Origin of the sequence: Pseudoalteromonas ostreae, from assembly GCF_018069805.1 — a bacterium.
In the GTDB taxonomy this organism is placed as follows: Bacteria; Pseudomonadota; Gammaproteobacteria; order Enterobacterales; family Alteromonadaceae; genus Pseudoalteromonas; species Pseudoalteromonas ostreae.
The window spans coordinates 198968-216735 of the sequence record NZ_JAGPYN010000006.1 but is presented as its reverse complement, the minus strand read 5'-3'; the positions used below and the strand labels follow the sequence as shown (position 1 = coordinate 216735).

Sequence of the window (17768 nt, the reverse complement as noted above, 5' to 3'; positions counted from 1 at the left end):
CGCAGTAAGTATAGCAATAGGGATTTGGGCACCTTATGCATTACCTTTATATCAAGGCTTAAAAACCTATGCAGTCACAGGTAGTTTTGGTGCAGCTTTGAAAGCTTACGTTATTTCGTCGGCTACAATAGGTATTTCTCAATACATCGGTGCTGAATTAAATTTTGATCTTGGTGGGTGGACTGCCGTTCAAAATGTGGCATCCCATGCTATGGTAGGTGGCGTTTCTGCTGTTCTTCAAGGAGGAAAGTTTGGTCATGGCTTTGTCAGCTCCTTAGTCACCGCCAGTATGAAAGGGTTTATGAATCCAAAAACCGGCACTTATGCTGATGCAGTGAGAAGAACAGCAATTGCAGGGGTTATAGGTGGCACGGTGTCAAAACTGACGGGTGGCAAGTTTGCCAATGGTGCCGTCACCTCAGCAATGCAATGGTGGTATAATGCAGAAGGGAATCCAGGAAAGTCAGGTTCTTGGGCAAAGCCCAAAAGAATGGGGTTAGGTCTTTCTTCTTGCCTTTTGTTAGTTGCGGCTAATCTTAAGATATTAATTTATACAAATTGATAGATGAAAAGATGGCTAGGCCTCTCAGATTAGAGTTTGCGGGTGCGTTATATCACATAACTTCACGGGGTAATGAAAGAAAACCTATTTATTTAGATGAATCAGATTTTGAAGATTAGTGTGGTCAGGTCTTTCTTTTTGCCTTTTTATTTTCTTGCGATTAAAGCTTTATGTTAAAAATTTAAAATAACTTTGTTGAGAGTTTAATATGTTTAAAGTAAGTGTTTTCTTGTTATGTGTTTTTTCAGCACTGCTAGTTCAGCAGGGATGAAATGGACTGATGATTATTGGCGTGGTGAAGGTGTTGAAGTAGATAATGCAATACCTTCAATGGGATAACCATTGGATACAATTTCATGGCAGTGATGGACGCTCTTATGTTTACTACAGGGGAGAGCAAGTGATGCCTGATGAACAAGCAAACATGTTTTTCAATGTTATTAACAACATTTCACATACCTCGTTGAGTTTTCAGTCACTTTGACTGCAAATCTTCAGCATCAAAATAGAGCGGCTTTAAGGTGCCACAGTTGGCAAATTTATAGGTTAATTCGCTAGCATTTGGGACGCGTTTTGATGTGCGAAATTTTTGCAGACAGGCATTAGTTAAATCTGCAAAAATAAGGTGATTAAAACTCGGTGCTTGGGTTATTTTATGGATATAAATTCGCTCATTATTTTTGAGGGTGATCATGTCGTATTCTTGCCACTGCGATGATTCGTTCAAATCAGTTAATTCCCGCGCATAAAGTAATTTACTCATTACAATAGCTCTATGTTGATAAACCAAACTGCCATCGCGCTGGTAGTGTCCGGCATACACATCTGCCGTAATTGTTAGTTCTTCGCCACGCATTAGCCGTTGAATATTAAACGGTTGTGGTTTGATAGTAATAAGCTCTGCATCACGTACCAGGCTTAAAAAAGCGATATCTGGGTTTTCAATTTGATAAACAACTTGCACATCGTGAGGTAATTTATATGTCGGTAGGTTAACTGCAAAAATACGCGAGCCTTGATTAACGAGTACCATAGCATGCTCTGCATTATAAGCTGGGTTAATCGGCGGAAGCTCCTCTTTTACAGCTTCTTCTTCGGCGTTGACAATACTCGACATAAATGCAAGTAACATAATAAACAACAGTCGCATAATGATCTCAATAAAGGTATGAATTAAAAGTGTAGTCAAAAATACTGTTTTAGCAGTTTTATACTCTGCTTTTAAAACAGCGCAGCTTGCTCTATAACAATTGCGTGGCGTTTTGCAAGGCGCAAGTGATCTCTATCATAACCTCCGCCAATCACGCTTGCCACTGGCGTATTGTGCTCAATACAGCGCTTAAGCACTAAGTGATCTCGTTTTTCAATGCCTTGCCAGCTAATATCAAGTTTACCTAAACCATCTTGCTGCCAAATGTCGACACCTGCATCATAAAGCACTAAATCAGGGTTAAGTTCTTTGAGTAAAAAGCGCAAGGTATCATCAACAACCCCTAAATATTCATCATCTTGCATATTATTAGCTAAACCAATGTCGAGATCGCTGGTTGATTTGCGAAATGGAAAATTTTTTTCACAATGAATCGAGCAGGTATATGCATAAGGTTGGTGTTGTAACATGGCTGCGGTGCCATCACCTTGGTGTACATCTAAGTCAAAAATCAATACATTGGTCACTTCAGCTGATTGAATCAGCGTTTGTGCAGTAAAGGCTAAGTCGTTGACCATACAATAGCCAGAGCCAAAATCGCTGTGAGCGTGGTGTGTACCGCCGGCTAAATGGCATGCAATGCCGTGCTCAAGAGCTAAGCGCGCAGTTTGCAACGTGCCTTGAGGTGCGGTAAAAGTTCGTGCCATTAATTGTTCAGACCAAGGTAGCCCAATACCACGCATCGCTTTATCATCTAAGCGGTTATGCCATAAATCTTGAATGTAATTATCACAATGTACCAATTCAAGCGCCTCAGGGCTGCCAAGTTGAGGTGTTATTAGGTTGCTATTCGCCAAACCAAGTGCTTTTACTTGTTGGTATAAATGGGCAAATTTACTCATTACAAAACGATGGTTTGGATCAAAGTTAAACGAATAGTTAGGGTGATAAACCAGCGGTAAGTGTTGATTAAGAGCCATAGTCAGATTGCGTTGCGAGTTTTCTCTAGGGTAACCTACAGGGCAATTTCAATCCAGTTACTTGCTTTACGCACTATGGATCAAACTCTCAAGTTCACGGTGCAGTAGTGTATCGTCAGCGAGGTTTAACTCAATTAAACGCTTTAAATGGGTAATACTATCTATATCAATATGGGTACATTTTAAACCTATATGTTGCTGTTCAATATGGCAAATAGTAACAGTCATCGCGATGATTACTTCACTTTGCGGGAGTTTAAAGGCAAGAATCGCACTACTGTTTTTTGTAAAATTAAAGTCATTATTGCGACTAACCAGGGCGCCATTTAATGAGATATCGAGCAACTGGCACGGATAGCTATGGGAATTATTGGTTAAATGCGCGGGAGTTGAAAATAAAATGCGCGTGTAATGTCGGCGGTTTTCCATCATTATTCCTTTTAGGAGTATTAGGATTAAGTGTAGCCTATTTTTTAGTCAGTATGTGTAATTAATACCAATCCACTTAAATATTTAACCATTCTAGCGAGCTAAATAAAGCGCTAACTGCGTTATAAATTTTTCATGTAGAACAACTACATGTAAAAATTTATGCCTTGTTATCACTCCATTTATCTGTGGCTATAAATGGTCAGTAACTTAACACGATTGGTATAAGCTGAACTCTGGATCGTGAATCTCTGATCTATGTTCCAGGTTAATAAAAAAAGCCCCACATAAATGCAGGGCTTAAAATATGTTTAGAACCTAACCTATCTTTTTGTACTTAATACGCTTAGGTTGCGTAGCCGCAGAACCTAAGGTCTTTTTAAGCCACTCTTCATATTCAGTGTAGTTACCATCGAAGAAGTTAATTTGGCCTTCGTCACGGTAATCAAGAATATGTGTTGCAATACGGTCTAAGAACCAACGATCATGCGAGATACACATAACGCAGCCTGGGAATTCTAAAATCGCATTTTCAAGGGCACGTAATGTTTCAACGTCCAAGTCATTGGTCGGCTCATCCAGCAGGATAACGTTGCCACCGGCTTTTAATAACTTAGCTAAGTGTAAGCGGTTGCGTTCACCACCAGAGAGGTCTTTAACAAATTTTTGCTGATCGTTACCTTTGAAGTTAAAGCGACTCACATAGGCACGGCTTGGGAATTCAAAGTTACCAATTTTCAGTACGTCTTGTCCGTTTGAAATTTCTTGGAAAACAGTGTTGCTGTCATCCATATTGCCACGGAACTGATCAACGGTTGCCAGTTCAACCGTTTCACCTAGGTTAATTTCACCGCTGTCTTGTTTGTCTTCACCGCTGAGCATTTTAAACAGCGTTGATTTACCCGCACCATTGGCACCGATAATGCCAACAATTGCGCCTTTAGGCACAGTAAAGCTTAGATCATCAATTAACACGCGATCGCCAAAGCTCTTCTTCAAGTTTTTAACTTCAATCACTTGATCCCCTAAACGTGGACCAGGCGGAATAAATAGCTCGTTGGTTTCATTACGTTTTTGGTAATCAGACTGCTGCATTTCAGTAAATTGCGACATGCGCGCTTTTGACTTAGCTTGACGGCCTTTTTGGTTTGAACGTACCCACTCAAGTTCTTGGGCAATTGATTTTTGACGGGCTTTTTCAGATTTTTGCTCTTGTTGCAGACGCGCATCTTTTTGCTCAAGCCATGACGAGTAGTTGCCTTCCCACGGAATACCTTCACCACGGTCAAGCTCTAAGATCCAACCTGCAACATTATCAAGGAAGTAACGGTCATGGGTTACCGCCACAACAGTGCCTTCATAATCATGTAAGAAGCGCTCAAGCCATGCTACAGATTCTGCATCCAAGTGGTTAGTCGGTTCATCAAGAATAAGCATATCTGGTTTTTCAAGCAATAAACGACAGATAGCCACTCGGCGGCGCTCACCACCGGATAGGAATTCAATTTTAGCATCCCATTCAGGTAAACGTAGGGCATCTGCTGCGCGTTCTAATACGTTGTCGATATTATGACCGTCGTGGGCTTGAATAATTGCTTCAAGCTCGCCTTGCTCTTTGGCAAGTGCGTCAAAGTCAGCACCGTCCATCGCGTACTCGTTATATACTTCATCAAGACGGTTTAATGCATTTTTAACTTCGCTAACGGCTTCTTCCACTGTTTCACGAACTGTTTTACTTTCATCTAAGATCGGCTCTTGTGGTAAGTAACCAATTTTAGTGCCTGGTTGAGGGTATGCCTCACCTTCAAACTCTTGATCAAGGCCGGCCATAATACGTAGCAACGTTGATTTACCAGAACCGTTTAAACCAAGTACACCAATTTTTGCGCCCGGGAAAAAATGCAAAGAAATATCTTTTAAGATAGTGCGTTTAGGTGGCACAACCTTAGATACTCGACTCATCGAGAATATAAACTTATCAGGTAAAACCATGGAAGGAGCCTTCAAATAATAATAAAAATTTCAATGTTGTATTGTAGTGGCTCAAAGGTGAAACAGTCAACGAATCAGCAAAGTTGGCTAGGTGTTTTGAGCAAATAGGTTAGCGAATTAAAATCATATGGACATCTAAACATCTAGAGGTTGAAATTTCCAGCTATCCGTTCATAATTAGCCATTGGTTAATTATGCCTTGGAGATGAGTATGCCTATTACCGTTAAAGATGAATTGCCCGCCATTGCGAAGTTACGTCAAGAAAACGTATTCGTAATGCCAAAAAGCCGCGCTAAAAGCCAAGAGATCCGCCCGATGCGCTTGGCGATTTTAAACTTAATGCCTAATAAGGTAGAAACCGAGGTGCAATTTATTCGCTTGCTCGCTAATTCACCCTTGCAAGTGAATGTTGAGCTATTACGTTTAGACACTCATCGCAGCAGTAGCAACTCAGAGCAGCATTTAGACACCTTTTACCGTTATTTCTCTGAAGTGAAAGACAACAACTATGATGCATTACTTATTACCGGCGCACCATTAGCGCATTTAGAATATGACGATGTAGCCTACTGGGATGAACTAAAGGTAATTTTAGATTGGGCAGAGCAGCATGTAACCTCAACATTATTTTCGTGTTGGGCGGCCCACGCGGGTTTATTCCATCACCATAATTTAAAGCGTGAATTAAAAGAAAATAAACTCTGCGGCGTATTTACCCACAAATGCTATTTTAAACATGGCGCATTAACACGTGGTTTTGACGACACCTTTGTAGTACCGCACTCGCGTTATGGTCATATTGATATTGAAAAAATTAACGCCTGTGATGACCTAGTAGTACTGGCAGGCTCAGAGCAAGTAGGTGCTTACTTAATAAAAAATAAATCCGGCAGCCAAGTGTATATTACCGGTCACCCCGAGTATGATGCAGACACCTTAAAAGGCGAGTATCAGCGCGATTTAGAAAAAGGCCCTGATGCGCCATTGCCTGAAAACTACTTTCCAGATAATAACCCAGATAACGAACCGTCGAAAACTTGGCAAAGTCATGCCTTTTTGCTTTTTTCGAACTGGTTAAATTATTATGTGTATCAAACCACACCGTATGATATTAATTTAGTTAGCCAAGCCGTAAGGACTAACAACTATGCCGAATAATTTAGAAAACAAACGTGTTGAGATAATTGACGCACTCAAACAGCGTATTTTAATCTTGGATGGTGCCATGGGTACTATGATCCAAGCGCATAAGCTTGAAGAGCAAGACTACCGTGGTGAACGTTTTAAAGATTGGCATGTACTTATTAAAGGCAATAACGATTTACTGAGCCTTACACAGCCAAAAATTATTGCCGATATTCACCGTGGCTTTTTAAATGCCGGTGCCGATATTATCGAAACCAATACCTTTAACTCGACCACGATTTCCATGGAAGATTACGACATGGCCAGCATCAGCCGTGAAGTAAACTTAGAGTCTGCTAAATTAGCACGCAGTATTTGTGATGAATTTACCGCTAAAAATCCAGCTAAACCACGCTATGTTGCGGGTGTTTTAGGGCCAACCTCAAAAACCTGTTCAATCTCACCGGATGTGAACGACCCCGGTTATCGCAATGTCACCTTTGATAAGTTAGTCACCGCGTATGTTGAATCAACCCTTGCGTTAATGGAAGGTGGTGTTGATCTCATTTTAATAGAAACAATTTTTGATACGCTTAATGCAAAAGCGGCTTCATTCGCGGTTGAAGAAGCGTTTGAGCAAGCCGGTCGCAAGTTACCTGTGATGATTTCTGGCACCATAACCGATGCATCCGGGCGTACGCTGTCAGGGCAAACCACCGAAGCATTTTATAATTCGATTCGTCATATTAAGCCAATTTCAATTGGTCTCAATTGCGCGCTTGGTCCAGATCTACTGCGCCAATATGTAGAAGAGTTATCGCGGGTTTGCGAAACCTTTGTATCAGTTCATCCCAATGCCGGTTTACCTAACGAGTTTGGGGAATATGATTTAGAAGCACCTGAAATGGCACAAGAAATTATCGATTGGGGTAAGTCAGGTTTTATCAATATTGTTGGTGGTTGTTGTGGTACTACACCTGCACACATCAGGGCATTTGCGAAAGGGCTTGAAGGGGTTGAACCTCGACCATTGCCAGAGCTTGAAGTGCGTATGCGCTTATCAGGCCTTGAAGCGTGTAACTTAAATTAAGGTAGCCGAGATGACACAAAAAATAGCAGTATTTACCAACGTCGGCGAACGTACCAATGTTACCGGCTCAGCCATGTTCAAGCGTTTGATCATGGAAGAAGATTATGAGACCGCCCTTAACGTTGCTCGCGAACAAGTAGAAAACGGCGCGCAAGTAATTGATATCAATATGGATGAAGCCATGTTGGACTCAAAAGCGGCGATGGTTAAATTTTTAAATTTGATTGCTTCAGAACCTGATATTTCTAAAGTACCCATCATGGTCGACTCCTCAAAATGGGAAGTGATTGAAGCGGGCTTAAAGTGCATTCAAGGTAAGGCAATTGTAAATTCAATCTCGTTAAAAGAAGGCGAAGAGCCATTTATTCGCCAAGCTAAAATTATTAAACGCTTTGGCGCCGCTGCAGTGGTTATGGCATTTGATACCGACGGCCAAGCAGATACAGCCGATCGCAAGTTTGAAATTTGTCAGCGCAGTTACCGCATTTTGGTTGATGAAATAGGCTTTGCGCCAGAAGACATTATTTTTGATCCGAACATTTTCGCAGTTGCCACCGGTATTGAAGAGCACGATAACTACGCAGTTGAATTTATAGAAGGCACGCGCCGTATTAAGCAAAACTTGCCACACTGTAAAGTGTCGGGCGGGGTGTCGAATGTATCGTTCTCGTTCCGTGGTAATAACCCTGTGCGAGAGGCTATTCACTCAGTATTTTTATATCATGCCATTCAAGCGGGCATGGATATGGGTATTGTTAATGCTGGGCAACTCGCTGTGTATGACGATATACCAGCAGAGCTTAGAAAAGCGGTTGAAGACGTTATTTTAAATACCGACCCAGGTGCAGGCGAGCGCTTAGTTGAGTTGGCACCAAAATACTCTGGCATGGCACAAGCTGAGCGAGTTGAAGATTTAGAATGGCGTACTTGGCCAGTTGAAAAACGCTTAGAGCACGCATTGGTTAAAGGCATTACCACCTTTATCGATGAAGACACCGAAGAGTGCCGTGCTGCTGCCGATAAACCTATTCATGTGATTGAAGGGCCGTTAATGGACGGCATGAACGTGGTAGGGGATTTATTTGGCGCGGGTAAAATGTTTTTACCGCAAGTGGTTAAATCGGCGCGAGTGATGAAGCGCGCAGTGGCCTACCTAGACCCTTATATTGAAGCTGAAAAAGAAGAAGGGGCTACTAACGGTAAAATCGTGATGGCCACCGTTAAAGGTGACGTACATGATATTGGTAAAAACATTGTGGGCGTTGTACTGCAATGTAATAACTATGAAGTTATCGATTTAGGCGTAATGGTGCCTGCCGATAAAATATTGCAAACCGCCATTGATGAAAAAGCCGATATTATTGGTTTATCAGGGCTTATTACTCCTTCGCTTGATGAGATGGTGCATGTTGCCAAAGAAATGAAACGCCGTGGTTTTGAGTTGCCATTATTGATTGGTGGCGCGACTACCTCAAAAGCTCATACAGCCGTTAAAATTGAACCGCAATACGACAAAGGCGTGGTATATGTGAATAACGCCAGTCGCGCCGTAGGCGTGGTTTCTAATTTATTATCGAAAGAGCATAAAGCTGAATTTTTAGCAAAAACCAGCGCTGAATACGTAAAAGTACGCGAGCAGCAAGCACGCAAAAAGCCACGCTCAAAACCGGTGACTATTCAACGTGCCCGCGACAATGCTGCACAACTTGATTGGGATAATTACACCCCACCGGTGCCGAAAAAGCTGGGCGTGACAGAGTTTAAAAATGTCTCAATAGCAACGCTGCGTAAATACATAGACTGGACGCCATACTTTATGACCTGGTCAATCGCCGGTAAATACCCACGTATCATGACTGATGAAGTGGTTGGCGAGCAGGCACAAAGCTTATTTAAAGACGCTAACGACATGTTAGACGATCTTGAAAAGTCAGGCAGTTTGCAACCGCTTGGTGTAATTGGTTTATTCCCTGCTAACCGCGTGGGTGACGATATTGAAATATACACAGACGAAACTCGTGCTGAACTATTAACCACGTCGTGTCACTTACGTCAGCAAACAGAAAAAACCGACTTTGCTAACTACTGCTTAGCTGATTACATCGCCCCGAAAGGTACACCTGATTACTTTGGTGCATTTGCGGTAACTGGTGGTCTTGAGGAAGATGACCTAGCCGATGCGTTCGATGCACAGCAAGATGACTACAACAAAATAATGGTAAAAGCGGTGGCCGATAGACTCGCCGAAGCCTTTGCTGAGTACTTACACGAACAAGTACGTAAAGAATATTGGGGTTTTGCCCCAGACGAAAACCTCGCGAATGAAGATCTTATTCGTGAAAACTACCAAGGTATTCGCCCAGCGCCAGGTTACCCAGCGTGCCCAGAGCACACAGAGAAAAAGAAAATTTGGCAACTACTCGATACTGAAAAGCGTATTGGCATGCAGCTCACCAGCTCATACGCCATGTGGCCCGGCGCTGCGGTATCAGGCTGGTACTTCTCTCACCCACAAGCTAAATACTACGCCGTAGCGGCAGTGCAAAAGGATCAGGTTGAAGATTACGCTAAACGAACCAACATGACGCTGGAAGAGGCCGAAAGGTGGCTGTCGCCTAATTTGGGATATGAGCCGGAGTAGGGCAGCTGTAAGCGGTCAGTTTAATGGCATGACCCCCGATAAAGTGAAGTAGAGGGGTTAACTCTGCGTACCAAGGATACTTACTAAGTTTTAGTATTTTTTATTTATTAAAATCCAATCTTTATTGTACCTGTCATTGAAATATGTTGAGTGGCAGTATAATGTTTGTACTTTATATCTAGAATTAAGGAAAGTTAGTGTAAAATCTCATGGAAATTAGATTAAGTATTAGTAGTTTTGGTATTGGCTTAGGTAACACTGGGTTTGGTGTTAATGCTGTTTCTGGTTGTTACGCTGAAATTCGTGAAAAATAGAGATTAAGGCTTCTGGTTTTCAGATATCCTCGACTAAAATAAGAGGAAAGCTTAAATCGCTCATAACAAAGCAACAATTAGAAGCAGTCAAAGGGAAATAAAATGAACCCTTTACCTTCTATAAAAAATGAAAGGGTCAGCTTGTGGAAACGGGTTCTGAATTCTGGGCTGTTATTTTTCCTTATAGTTTTGTTATTAGGGGTTTCAGTTATAGCATTCGACCGCGAGAGGTTTAAAACTATTAGCGATGCAACATACGGTAATAGTGCTGTTTTAATGCAATCTAACTTAATAGATATATTCGTTTCCCCTTGGTTTGCGTATTTGTGCTTAGCTTTAATTCCAGTGGCTTTAATGAAAGAGCGATTATTGAAGAGTTATAACCCTAGGATTTACATAAATGCATTGGCTTCTCTTCTATTCGGAGCAATAACTTTTATATTTATTGTTAATCTTTATAGTTTTTAAAACGAACCAAAATTTACGAGCTGATAATATTATAAGCTATTAGTTAAAATTTAAAGATGATTAAAGGGCTACACATGAAGTTTATAAATTACGTTATCTTGAGCTTGGCTTTGTTATTAAGCGCGAATAGTTTTGCGCTTGAACAACAATATCAACAGCCTATTGTAGATCTTATAAAAGCATTTAAAAACCACGATAAAGCGGCTATTTCCTCACATATTAGTTATCCGCTTTCGCGCACATATCCAGTACCTGATATTAATAATGAAGCTGAGTTAGTTGAGCGTTTTGATGACGTGTTTGATGAGACGCTTATTAAACAGATTGTTGATTCAAATATCGATACTGACTGGGATAAAGTAGGTTGGCGGGGCATTATGCTTAATAGCGGTGTCGTTTGGGTTGATACCGACGGTAAAATTATCGGTATCAATTACCAAACGGCCAAAGAGCAGTTGCAGGCTAAAAATTTAATAGCAGCTGATAAGCAAGCGCTTCACCCAAGTATTAATACTTTTGTAGAGCCTATTTTAGATTGGCAAACGGCTAAATACCGTATTCGAGTTGATGATTTAGGTGATGGAAACTTCCGCTATGTATCGTGGAGTATTGATAAAAAGCCCAATGATAAACCCGATATTATCTTAGAACATGGTGATATAGAGTTTGAAGGCAGTGGCGGTAATCATAGTTACACATTTAAAAACGGCCGCTATAGCTACGTATTGCAAGTAACGGTAATTGGCAGTGATACCTCACCACCAGGTTGGCTTGAAGTATATAAAGACGATAAGCTGTTATTGTCTGATTCTGTGATCAGTACAGTTAATAAGGCTAACTAAATTCTAATGAAGAGCGGCTATTTTTAACTTGCTGCGAAACGCAAACTGCTATCGAAAGTGGGTACTAGCTATGAAAACAATCGGCATGCTCGGCGGCATGAGTTGGGAGTCGACAACCAGCTATTACAAAGCGTTAAACCAAGGTGTTAAAGATGCGTTGGGTGGGCTGCACAGTGCCAAAATTTGCATGGTAAGCGTCGACTTTGCTGAAATTGAAACGCTGCAGCACCAAGGTGATTGGCCAGAAACTGCGAATATACTTATTAAAGCTGCGATGGCAGTAGAAGCAGGTGGCGCAGATTTTTTACTTATTTGTACTAACACCATGCATAAAGTGGCGGATGATATTGAGAAAAATATCTCAATTCCTATCCTGCATATAGCAGATGCAACAGCTGAAAAACTCAAGCATGACAAAATTACTTGCGTGGGGTTATTAGGTACTAAATTTACAATGGAGCAAGATTTCTACAAAGGGCGCTTAGCCGATAAGCACAATATTGAAGTACTTATTCCAGAGCCTTCACAGCGGAAAGTTATTCATGATGTTATCTATTCAGAGCTTTGTTTAGGTAAGATAAACAAAGCATCGAGAACGCAATATCTACAAATTATACAGAGCCTTTTTGACCGAGGTGCGCAGGCTGTAATTTTAGGTTGTACAGAAATAGCATTGTTAGTGCTGCAGCAACACACCAATGTGCCCCTATACGATACGACTAAAATTCATGCTGAAACTGCGGTAAATTTCGCCTTATCTCAATAATCCAAGTTAAATAGCTAATCTTTAATTCTAAACGCCAGCATTTGTAGATATTAAGAGGAGTCGCTTTTCTTAATATCTAGGTTGCAAATTAATAAAAAGAAAACTGAAAAAAGTAGTGGTTTTTATTACATAAAACAACGTAAATTAACAATTAATTCATTGTTGCTGTATAATTAGCCACTATGGCCTTTTGTTGCTGTAATTTTTTATGATTAGGGCTTTGTTTATGAAGTGTTTTTTTTATTTATTAATGTTGTTTAGTTGTGGTTTAGTCGCAAAGCCAGTATTGATTATTGATATTCACACAGATGAAAATTTTAGTGAACGTTATAGTGCTTTTTTAAATGGTCGTGACGTGCTTCGTGTTAATGATTTTACTGCCAATACACATGGCTCCCATCTTGAAATCGTGGAAATGATCTTACTCCAGCAAGCCTTATACTTAGGTGGTGAAACTCGCCCTGTAGAGTTTCGCGCACAGTCATGGATCAGCAGTACTGAGTTTGATGCTTTAATTGATGGCTCTAGCCTAATGCTGGCACGCAGTATGTGGCATGAAGATATCTTAAATTATCGAGGCTCGCTTTATGTTAGCGAAGCTGTAATTAAATTTGGACAGTATGAAGCAGGCTTATATGTTGCTGCTGATAATCTACATGCGCAGCAATTACAAGCATCGCAACTTAATAAATTGACTGTGGTGGTTAATCCTCGTTGGCATGTTGATTGGCGGGCATTGGTTAACACTCCTATGAGTGTAATTAGCTATATTGGCCCGTGGGAGGATATGCTGGCAATGGTTAAAGCGCAAGTGGTTGATGCGATGATGATTAATTTTAGTGTGGGTGCTAATTTGGATTTAAATTATGACGGACAATTATTTACGCCAATAAACAACGTTAAGGTGGTGTTGCCTGATACACGCCATTTTGTTGTAAGTAAAAAACACCCGCAAGGTAAAGACGTTGCTCAAGCCCTTTCAGCAGGTTTAAAAATATTGCAACAACGCGGTATTATCGCCAAGGCTTTTAAGCAATCAGGATTTATCAATCAGTATGTTAAAGATTGGCAGATAATCAATCAGCAAATGATAGTACCCACCCAATGAAAAGTTCTTTTAACGTATTTTGTTTATTACTCTTAGTTTATGGTTGTGAGCTTTTTGCGAGTACTCCAGCGCAAGATAAGCAACAGTTAGAGCGCTATTACGATAAGTTTAAAGCAGATATTGATGCTGATAATATGCTCCATGCAATGAGTTATATCAATGAATTACGGCAATTAGCCGTATCTCAGCAGGCGTTGGAAATTGAAGTTGAAAGTTACTTATTTGAGGCTATGGTCAAGCGTCGTTATGGGGCATTTGAAGAAGGCGTAAAGCTTAATTATTATGCTTTGGAATTAGCGCAATCCGCAGGAAATAAAACGTACACTGCTTGGGCTTATTTACACTTGGCGCATTTAGAAATGGAGTTGGAGCGTTTTCGTTTAGCACAGGAGTATATACAGCATGCCGTTGATTTTTATAAAAATGAAAACTCAGAATACACAGCACTTATGTACCTTTGGCAAAGTAAAACCTATTTGGCTATGGGGAGTTACCATCAAGCGTTACAGGCAAGCAATAATGCACAAAATGTGACTGCAAATACTGGTGATACTATGTATGAAATTGCGGTTAATCAAGCACAGATCCTTCTTAAACTTGGTGATTACCAAGCAGCACAGCTGATGTTAGCTAACGTTGATCCTGCCCAGATCCGTAAATCGCAAGAGCGAGTTCGTTTGCATTATTATTTAGCGTTGGCCAACTGCTATTTGCAAGCAGGCAAATTTAAGCTGGCAATAAATACAGCGTTATCGCAGCTCGAAAATAGCTACAATACGCGCTTTTTAGATGAGCAGGCACAATTACAGTTTTTGGTGGCGAATGCTTATCGTCAGCAAAAAGAGTATAAGTTGGCGTATCGCTATCTAAATCGCTATGGGCTGACCAAAGATGCACTGAGCTTACAACGGCGCAATAATAAAGTGTTACAGCTAGAAGCGCATTTTAAATTTAACTCGCAAAATCAACAATTATTACTATTAGGTAAAGATAACTCATTAAAAGAGCAGCGATTATTACAGCAACAGCAAACAATTGAAAATCAGCAATTACAACAACAGCGCTGGTTGTTAGCTGGTATTTTGATCATGTGTGGATTAGCATTTATTTATTGGCGCTGGCAGAATCAGCGTTACTTAGTGACGCTAAAACAACAAGTTGCAGAGCGTACGCACGCACTCGCTAAAAGTAATGAGCTTTTAAAAACAATGAGTTATAGTGATAGTTTGACGGGGCTACACAATCGTCATTACTTCTTTAGTGTTATAAACCAACAGCTTGCTAAATTAGCACGAACTAATCATCTACTCCCGCCAGCCCAATTGCAAAACCTCGTATTTGCATTGGTTGATATTGATCACTTTAAAAATATTAACGATAGCCATGGTCATGCGGTAGGGGATCAGGTGTTGGAACAGTTTTCAAAAATACTGCAACAACACAGCCGTGATAGTGACTTATTGATCCGCTGGGGCGGGGAAGAGTTTTTACTCGTCATGGATAATCTCACCCTTGATGAAGCCGCATATACGTTAAATCGTATGGTAAATGTTATTGAAAATCATCAGTTTACTTTAAATAATAATGAGTTTTTGCATTGTACTTGTTCGGTAGGGTTTGCCTGCTATCCGTTTATAGCTGCGATGCCGGAGTTGTTTAACTGGGAGCAAGTTATCGAACTTGCTGATGGGGCACTGTATTTAGCAAAAGAAAATCAACGAAATGCGTGGGTTGCTATAGCCCCCGGAACGGAAAAACTACATTGGCAAAGTGACGATGTGGTGAAGCATTATCGTAAATACTTGTTATCTGGTGAACTTCAAAGCTATAGCAATATTACCGCAAAGCTGAAATTTTAACGTAGCTTGAGTTACAATCAGCAAAATGGTCATTAATGGTAAGACTTGTGCTACCCGTTGAAAATATTTATACAGAGTTAGTTACCCAACTAAAAAACCAGCCTATGGTATTATTACAAGCTCCACCAGGGGCGGGTAAATCAACGTGGTTGCCTTTGCAGCTCATGCGTGATGGACATTTTCAGCGCATTGTCATGCTTGAGCCACGTCGCTTAGCTGCACGTAATATTGCCAACTATTTAGCACAGTGCCAAAATGAAACCGTAGGACAAAGTGTTGGTTTACGCATCAGGCAGGAAACTAAAGTCAGTGTTAATACCCGCCTTGAAATTGTTACCGAAGGCATGCTCACGCGTATGCTACAAAACGACCCTGAGCTCAGTGGCGTTGACTTACTGATATTTGATGAATTTCATGAGCGCTCTATTGCGGCCGATACCGCATTGGCGTTTGCATTAGAGTCTCAAGCTGCACTGCGTGACGATTTAACTATTTTATTGATGTCGGCAACTCTTGATAGCGAGCGTTATTCAGATTTTTTTGACTGCACTGTAGTGCAATCACAAGGGCGCAGCTTCCCAATTGACGAAGTGTATATTTCAATAAAAGATGAAAGCCGCTGGCTTGATGCAATCCCGCAAATTATAAAACAAGCAATGAGTGAGCAAACAGGTAGCGCGCTGGTATTTTTACCAGGACAGCGTGAAATAGTACGTGTTCAACAAGCGCTGAATGACTTACCCACAGATTGTGAGATATTTACCCTATTTGGCGAGCAAGATAAAAACCAGCAACAAGCGGCTATTGCGCCCGCCATTCAGGGCATGCGAAAAATAGTGCTAACCACCAATGTTGCTGAAACCAGTTTAACCATTGAAGGCATTCGTATTGTTGTTGATAGTGGAAAGCGCCGCGCTGCGAACTTTAATTTAAAAACTGGGGTAACAGAGCTCAGCACACAAAATATTTCTCGCTCATCTGCAGTGCAGCGGGCAGGGCGTGCTGGACGTATTGAGCCTGGAGTGGTGTACAGACTGGGTTCCAAGCAAACCTTTGAGCGACGTAATAGCCACGATAACCCTGAAATTCTCACTTCAGATATCAGCCAACTTATGCTCGAAGCCAAGTTGTGGGGAGCCGATATCAGCGAACTAACATTGCTGGATAAACCAACCGAGCAGCAATGCAGTCAAGCATTAAGTTTACTACAGATGTTAGAAGCAGTAGATATTAAGGGAAAGCTTACGCCTTTAGGCAGTAATATGTTGACGTTTGGTGCTGATATTCGCTTGGCACATATGTTGTTAAAAGCGCAGCAGCTTGAACCGCAAAATGCGGGGATTTATCGTTTAGCCATTTATTTGGTCGCTTTATTAGAAAGCCGTGTTAATTGCGCTGCTGAGCTTAATGTTGCTCTACACAGTATGCAACAACGGCTTCACCCCGTATTTAAACAGCAGCTAAAATATTGGCAAAGTCGTTTAAAAGTAAGCGATGATAAAAGTGAACTAAAGAGCGAATACCTCAGTGTGCTGGTGGCACTTGCTTATCCAGACCGGATTGCAAAAAAGCGCGGCAACGGCTATTTACTTGCAAATGGCGCAGGCGCTGAACTCAATAGCGATTATTGGCACAATGACGAATTCCTAGCAATAGCATCAATGGGCGGGCATAAAGGTGGGCGGATATTTGCTGCAACAGCTTTGCACCCATTTGAGCTGAAGGAATATTTGCCGCATTTATTTACTGAGCAAACTCGCTGTGAATTTGATGAAAAAGCTGCGCGCTTTATTCATCAAGACGAGATAAACCTCGGCGCTATAACCCTAAGCAGCCAACCAAGTAAGCAAAAGCTTGATAAAAATGAGCGTGCCAAAGCATGGCTTAGTTTATTTAAAAAGCAGGGATTTGCACTGTTTAACGAGCAACTCGATGCTCAACAGCTGCTTATTCGTATGTGCTTAGCGTATAAATTGATGCCAGAGCAGTTCCCAGTGCTTACTGAGCAGTCTTTAATTGAAAATGCTGAAACTTGGCTTGGCGTATATCTACAAGATATAAAAACGCTCGATCAGCTTAAAAAGTTTAATTACTTTGAAGCGCTGCAAAATTGTTTTGATTGGCAGCAGCAAAGTGCCTTAAAAACGCTATTACCACTGAGATTAACTGTACCCAGTGGCTCAAATATAAAAATAAGCTATCAACTCGAGGGGCCAGCAAAGCTCAGTGTGCGAATACAAGAAGTATACGGGATGACTACATCTCCTGTGCTCGCTCAAGGTAAACTGCCCTTATTGATGGAGTTATTATCGCCAGGTAAACGTTCTTTGCAGTTAACTCAAGATCTTGCTCACTTTTGGGCAACCAGTTACCGCGATGTGCAAAAAGAAATGAAAGGCCGATATCCAAATCGCATAGTGGATTTACTTAATTGACAAGGT

Annotated in this window: 15 protein-coding genes; 11 read left to right on the top strand and 4 right to left on the bottom strand. The window is 41.1% G+C overall.

The genetic code is table 11. From position 1 onward, the window contains the following. Together J7338_RS07060 and J7338_RS07055 are read left to right on the top strand one after the other, a co-directional pair. Window positions 1-562: hypothetical protein (locus J7338_RS07060; RefSeq protein WP_210796377.1), on the top strand; the 562-nt coding region annotated here is incomplete at its 5' end. A 316-nt stretch (window positions 563-878) separates the two neighbouring features. Beyond that, window positions 879-1046 carry a hypothetical protein gene (locus J7338_RS07055; protein WP_210796376.1) on the top strand — a complete coding sequence of 56 codons (168 nt, stop codon included), beginning with the start codon at window positions 879-881 and terminating at the stop codon, window positions 1044-1046. On the opposite strand, the gene J7338_RS07050 is transcribed toward J7338_RS07055, so the two are convergent. The 4 genes from J7338_RS07050 to ettA form a co-directional block, all read right to left on the bottom strand. Continuing rightward, a complete protein-coding gene (locus tag J7338_RS07050; protein ID WP_210796390.1) occupies window positions 1038-1712 on the bottom strand; it encodes a hypothetical protein in 675 nt (224 codons plus the stop codon). The genes J7338_RS07055 and J7338_RS07050 overlap by 9 nt on opposite strands. Window positions 1713-1783: 71 nt before the next feature. Continuing rightward, window positions 1784-2692 carry a histone deacetylase family protein gene (locus J7338_RS07045; protein ID WP_210796375.1) on the bottom strand — a complete coding sequence of 303 codons (909 nt, stop codon included), beginning with the start codon at window positions 2690-2692 and terminating at the stop codon, window positions 1784-1786. 66 nt (window positions 2693-2758) lie between these two features. Next, on the bottom strand, window positions 2759-3121 hold the full coding sequence (locus J7338_RS07040; RefSeq protein ID WP_210796389.1) for a PilZ domain-containing protein: 363 nt from the start codon (window positions 3119-3121) through the stop codon (window positions 2759-2761). A gap of 318 nt (window positions 3122-3439) precedes the next feature. Continuing rightward, window positions 3440-5113: an energy-dependent translational throttle protein EttA gene (ettA, locus tag J7338_RS07035; protein ID WP_210796374.1), complete on the bottom strand. Its 1674-nt coding sequence runs from the start codon at window positions 5111-5113 to the stop codon at window positions 3440-3442. Between the two features lie 211 nt (window positions 5114-5324). Between ettA and metA the strand changes: the two genes are divergently transcribed. The 9 genes from metA (at window position 5325) to hrpB (ending at window position 17762) form a co-directional block, all read left to right on the top strand. Continuing rightward, on the top strand, window positions 5325-6272 hold the full coding sequence (gene metA, locus J7338_RS07030; RefSeq protein ID WP_210796373.1) for a homoserine O-acetyltransferase MetA: 948 nt from the start codon (window positions 5325-5327) through the stop codon (window positions 6270-6272). Further along, on the top strand, window positions 6262-7329 hold the full coding sequence (locus J7338_RS07025) for a homocysteine S-methyltransferase family protein (protein WP_210796372.1): 1068 nt from the start codon (window positions 6262-6264) through the stop codon (window positions 7327-7329). The genes metA and J7338_RS07025 overlap by 11 nt, the downstream gene beginning before the upstream one ends. A gap of 10 nt (window positions 7330-7339) precedes the next feature. Next, the gene (gene metH / locus J7338_RS07020) at window positions 7340-9970 is read left to right on the top strand and encodes a methionine synthase (RefSeq protein ID WP_210796371.1); all 2631 of its coding nucleotides are present in this window, start codon (window positions 7340-7342) and stop codon (window positions 9968-9970) included. Window positions 9971-10386: 416 nt separating this feature from the next. Continuing rightward, entirely contained in the window at window positions 10387-10752 is a 366-nt protein-coding gene (locus J7338_RS07015; RefSeq protein WP_210796370.1) for a hypothetical protein, read from the top strand. A gap of 74 nt (window positions 10753-10826) precedes the next feature. Next, window positions 10827-11594: a hypothetical protein gene (locus tag J7338_RS07010; protein WP_210796369.1), complete on the top strand. Its 768-nt coding sequence runs from the start codon at window positions 10827-10829 to the stop codon at window positions 11592-11594. Window positions 11595-11664: 70 nt separating this feature from the next. Further along, window positions 11665-12360 carry an aspartate/glutamate racemase family protein gene (locus J7338_RS07005; protein WP_210796368.1) on the top strand — a complete coding sequence of 232 codons (696 nt, stop codon included), beginning with the start codon at window positions 11665-11667 and terminating at the stop codon, window positions 12358-12360. A gap of 226 nt (window positions 12361-12586) precedes the next feature. Continuing rightward, complete coding sequence (locus J7338_RS07000; protein ID WP_210796367.1) at window positions 12587-13468, top strand: hypothetical protein; 882 nt, start codon at window positions 12587-12589, stop codon at window positions 13466-13468. Then, window positions 13465-15327 (top strand): GGDEF domain-containing protein, encoded by a 1863-nt coding sequence (locus tag J7338_RS06995; protein ID WP_210796366.1) that lies wholly within the window; start codon window positions 13465-13467, stop codon window positions 15325-15327. Before J7338_RS07000 ends, J7338_RS06995 begins: the two co-directional genes overlap by 4 nt. Before the next feature lie 47 nt (window positions 15328-15374). Further along, complete coding sequence (gene hrpB, locus J7338_RS06990) at window positions 15375-17762, top strand: ATP-dependent helicase HrpB (RefSeq protein WP_210796388.1); 2388 nt, start codon at window positions 15375-15377, stop codon at window positions 17760-17762. Window positions 17763-17768 lie beyond the last annotated feature (6 nt).

Coding starts and splice junctions, on each gene's coding strand:
- J7338_RS07055 (WP_210796376.1), top strand. CDS start 879: ATGCAATACCTTCAATGGGATAACCATTGGATACAATTTCATGGCAGT.
- J7338_RS07050 (WP_210796390.1), bottom strand. CDS start 1,712: ATGCGACTGTTGTTTATTATGTTACTTGCATTTATGTCGAGTATTGTC.
- J7338_RS07045 (WP_210796375.1), bottom strand. CDS start 2,692: ATGGCTCTTAATCAACACTTACCGCTGGTTTATCACCCTAACTATTCG.
- J7338_RS07040 (WP_210796389.1), bottom strand. CDS start 3,121: ATGGAAAACCGCCGACATTACACGCGCATTTTATTTTCAACTCCCGCG.
- ettA (WP_210796374.1), bottom strand. CDS start 5,113: ATGGTTTTACCTGATAAGTTTATATTCTCGATGAGTCGAGTATCTAAG.
- metA (WP_210796373.1), top strand. CDS start 5,325: ATGCCTATTACCGTTAAAGATGAATTGCCCGCCATTGCGAAGTTACGT.
- J7338_RS07025 (WP_210796372.1), top strand. CDS start 6,262: ATGCCGAATAATTTAGAAAACAAACGTGTTGAGATAATTGACGCACTC.
- metH (WP_210796371.1), top strand. CDS start 7,340: ATGACACAAAAAATAGCAGTATTTACCAACGTCGGCGAACGTACCAAT.
- J7338_RS07015 (WP_210796370.1), top strand. CDS start 10,387: ATGAACCCTTTACCTTCTATAAAAAATGAAAGGGTCAGCTTGTGGAAA.
- J7338_RS07010 (WP_210796369.1), top strand. CDS start 10,827: ATGAAGTTTATAAATTACGTTATCTTGAGCTTGGCTTTGTTATTAAGC.
- J7338_RS07005 (WP_210796368.1), top strand. CDS start 11,665: ATGAAAACAATCGGCATGCTCGGCGGCATGAGTTGGGAGTCGACAACC.
- J7338_RS07000 (WP_210796367.1), top strand. CDS start 12,587: ATGAAGTGTTTTTTTTATTTATTAATGTTGTTTAGTTGTGGTTTAGTC.
- J7338_RS06995 (WP_210796366.1), top strand. CDS start 13,465: ATGAAAAGTTCTTTTAACGTATTTTGTTTATTACTCTTAGTTTATGGT.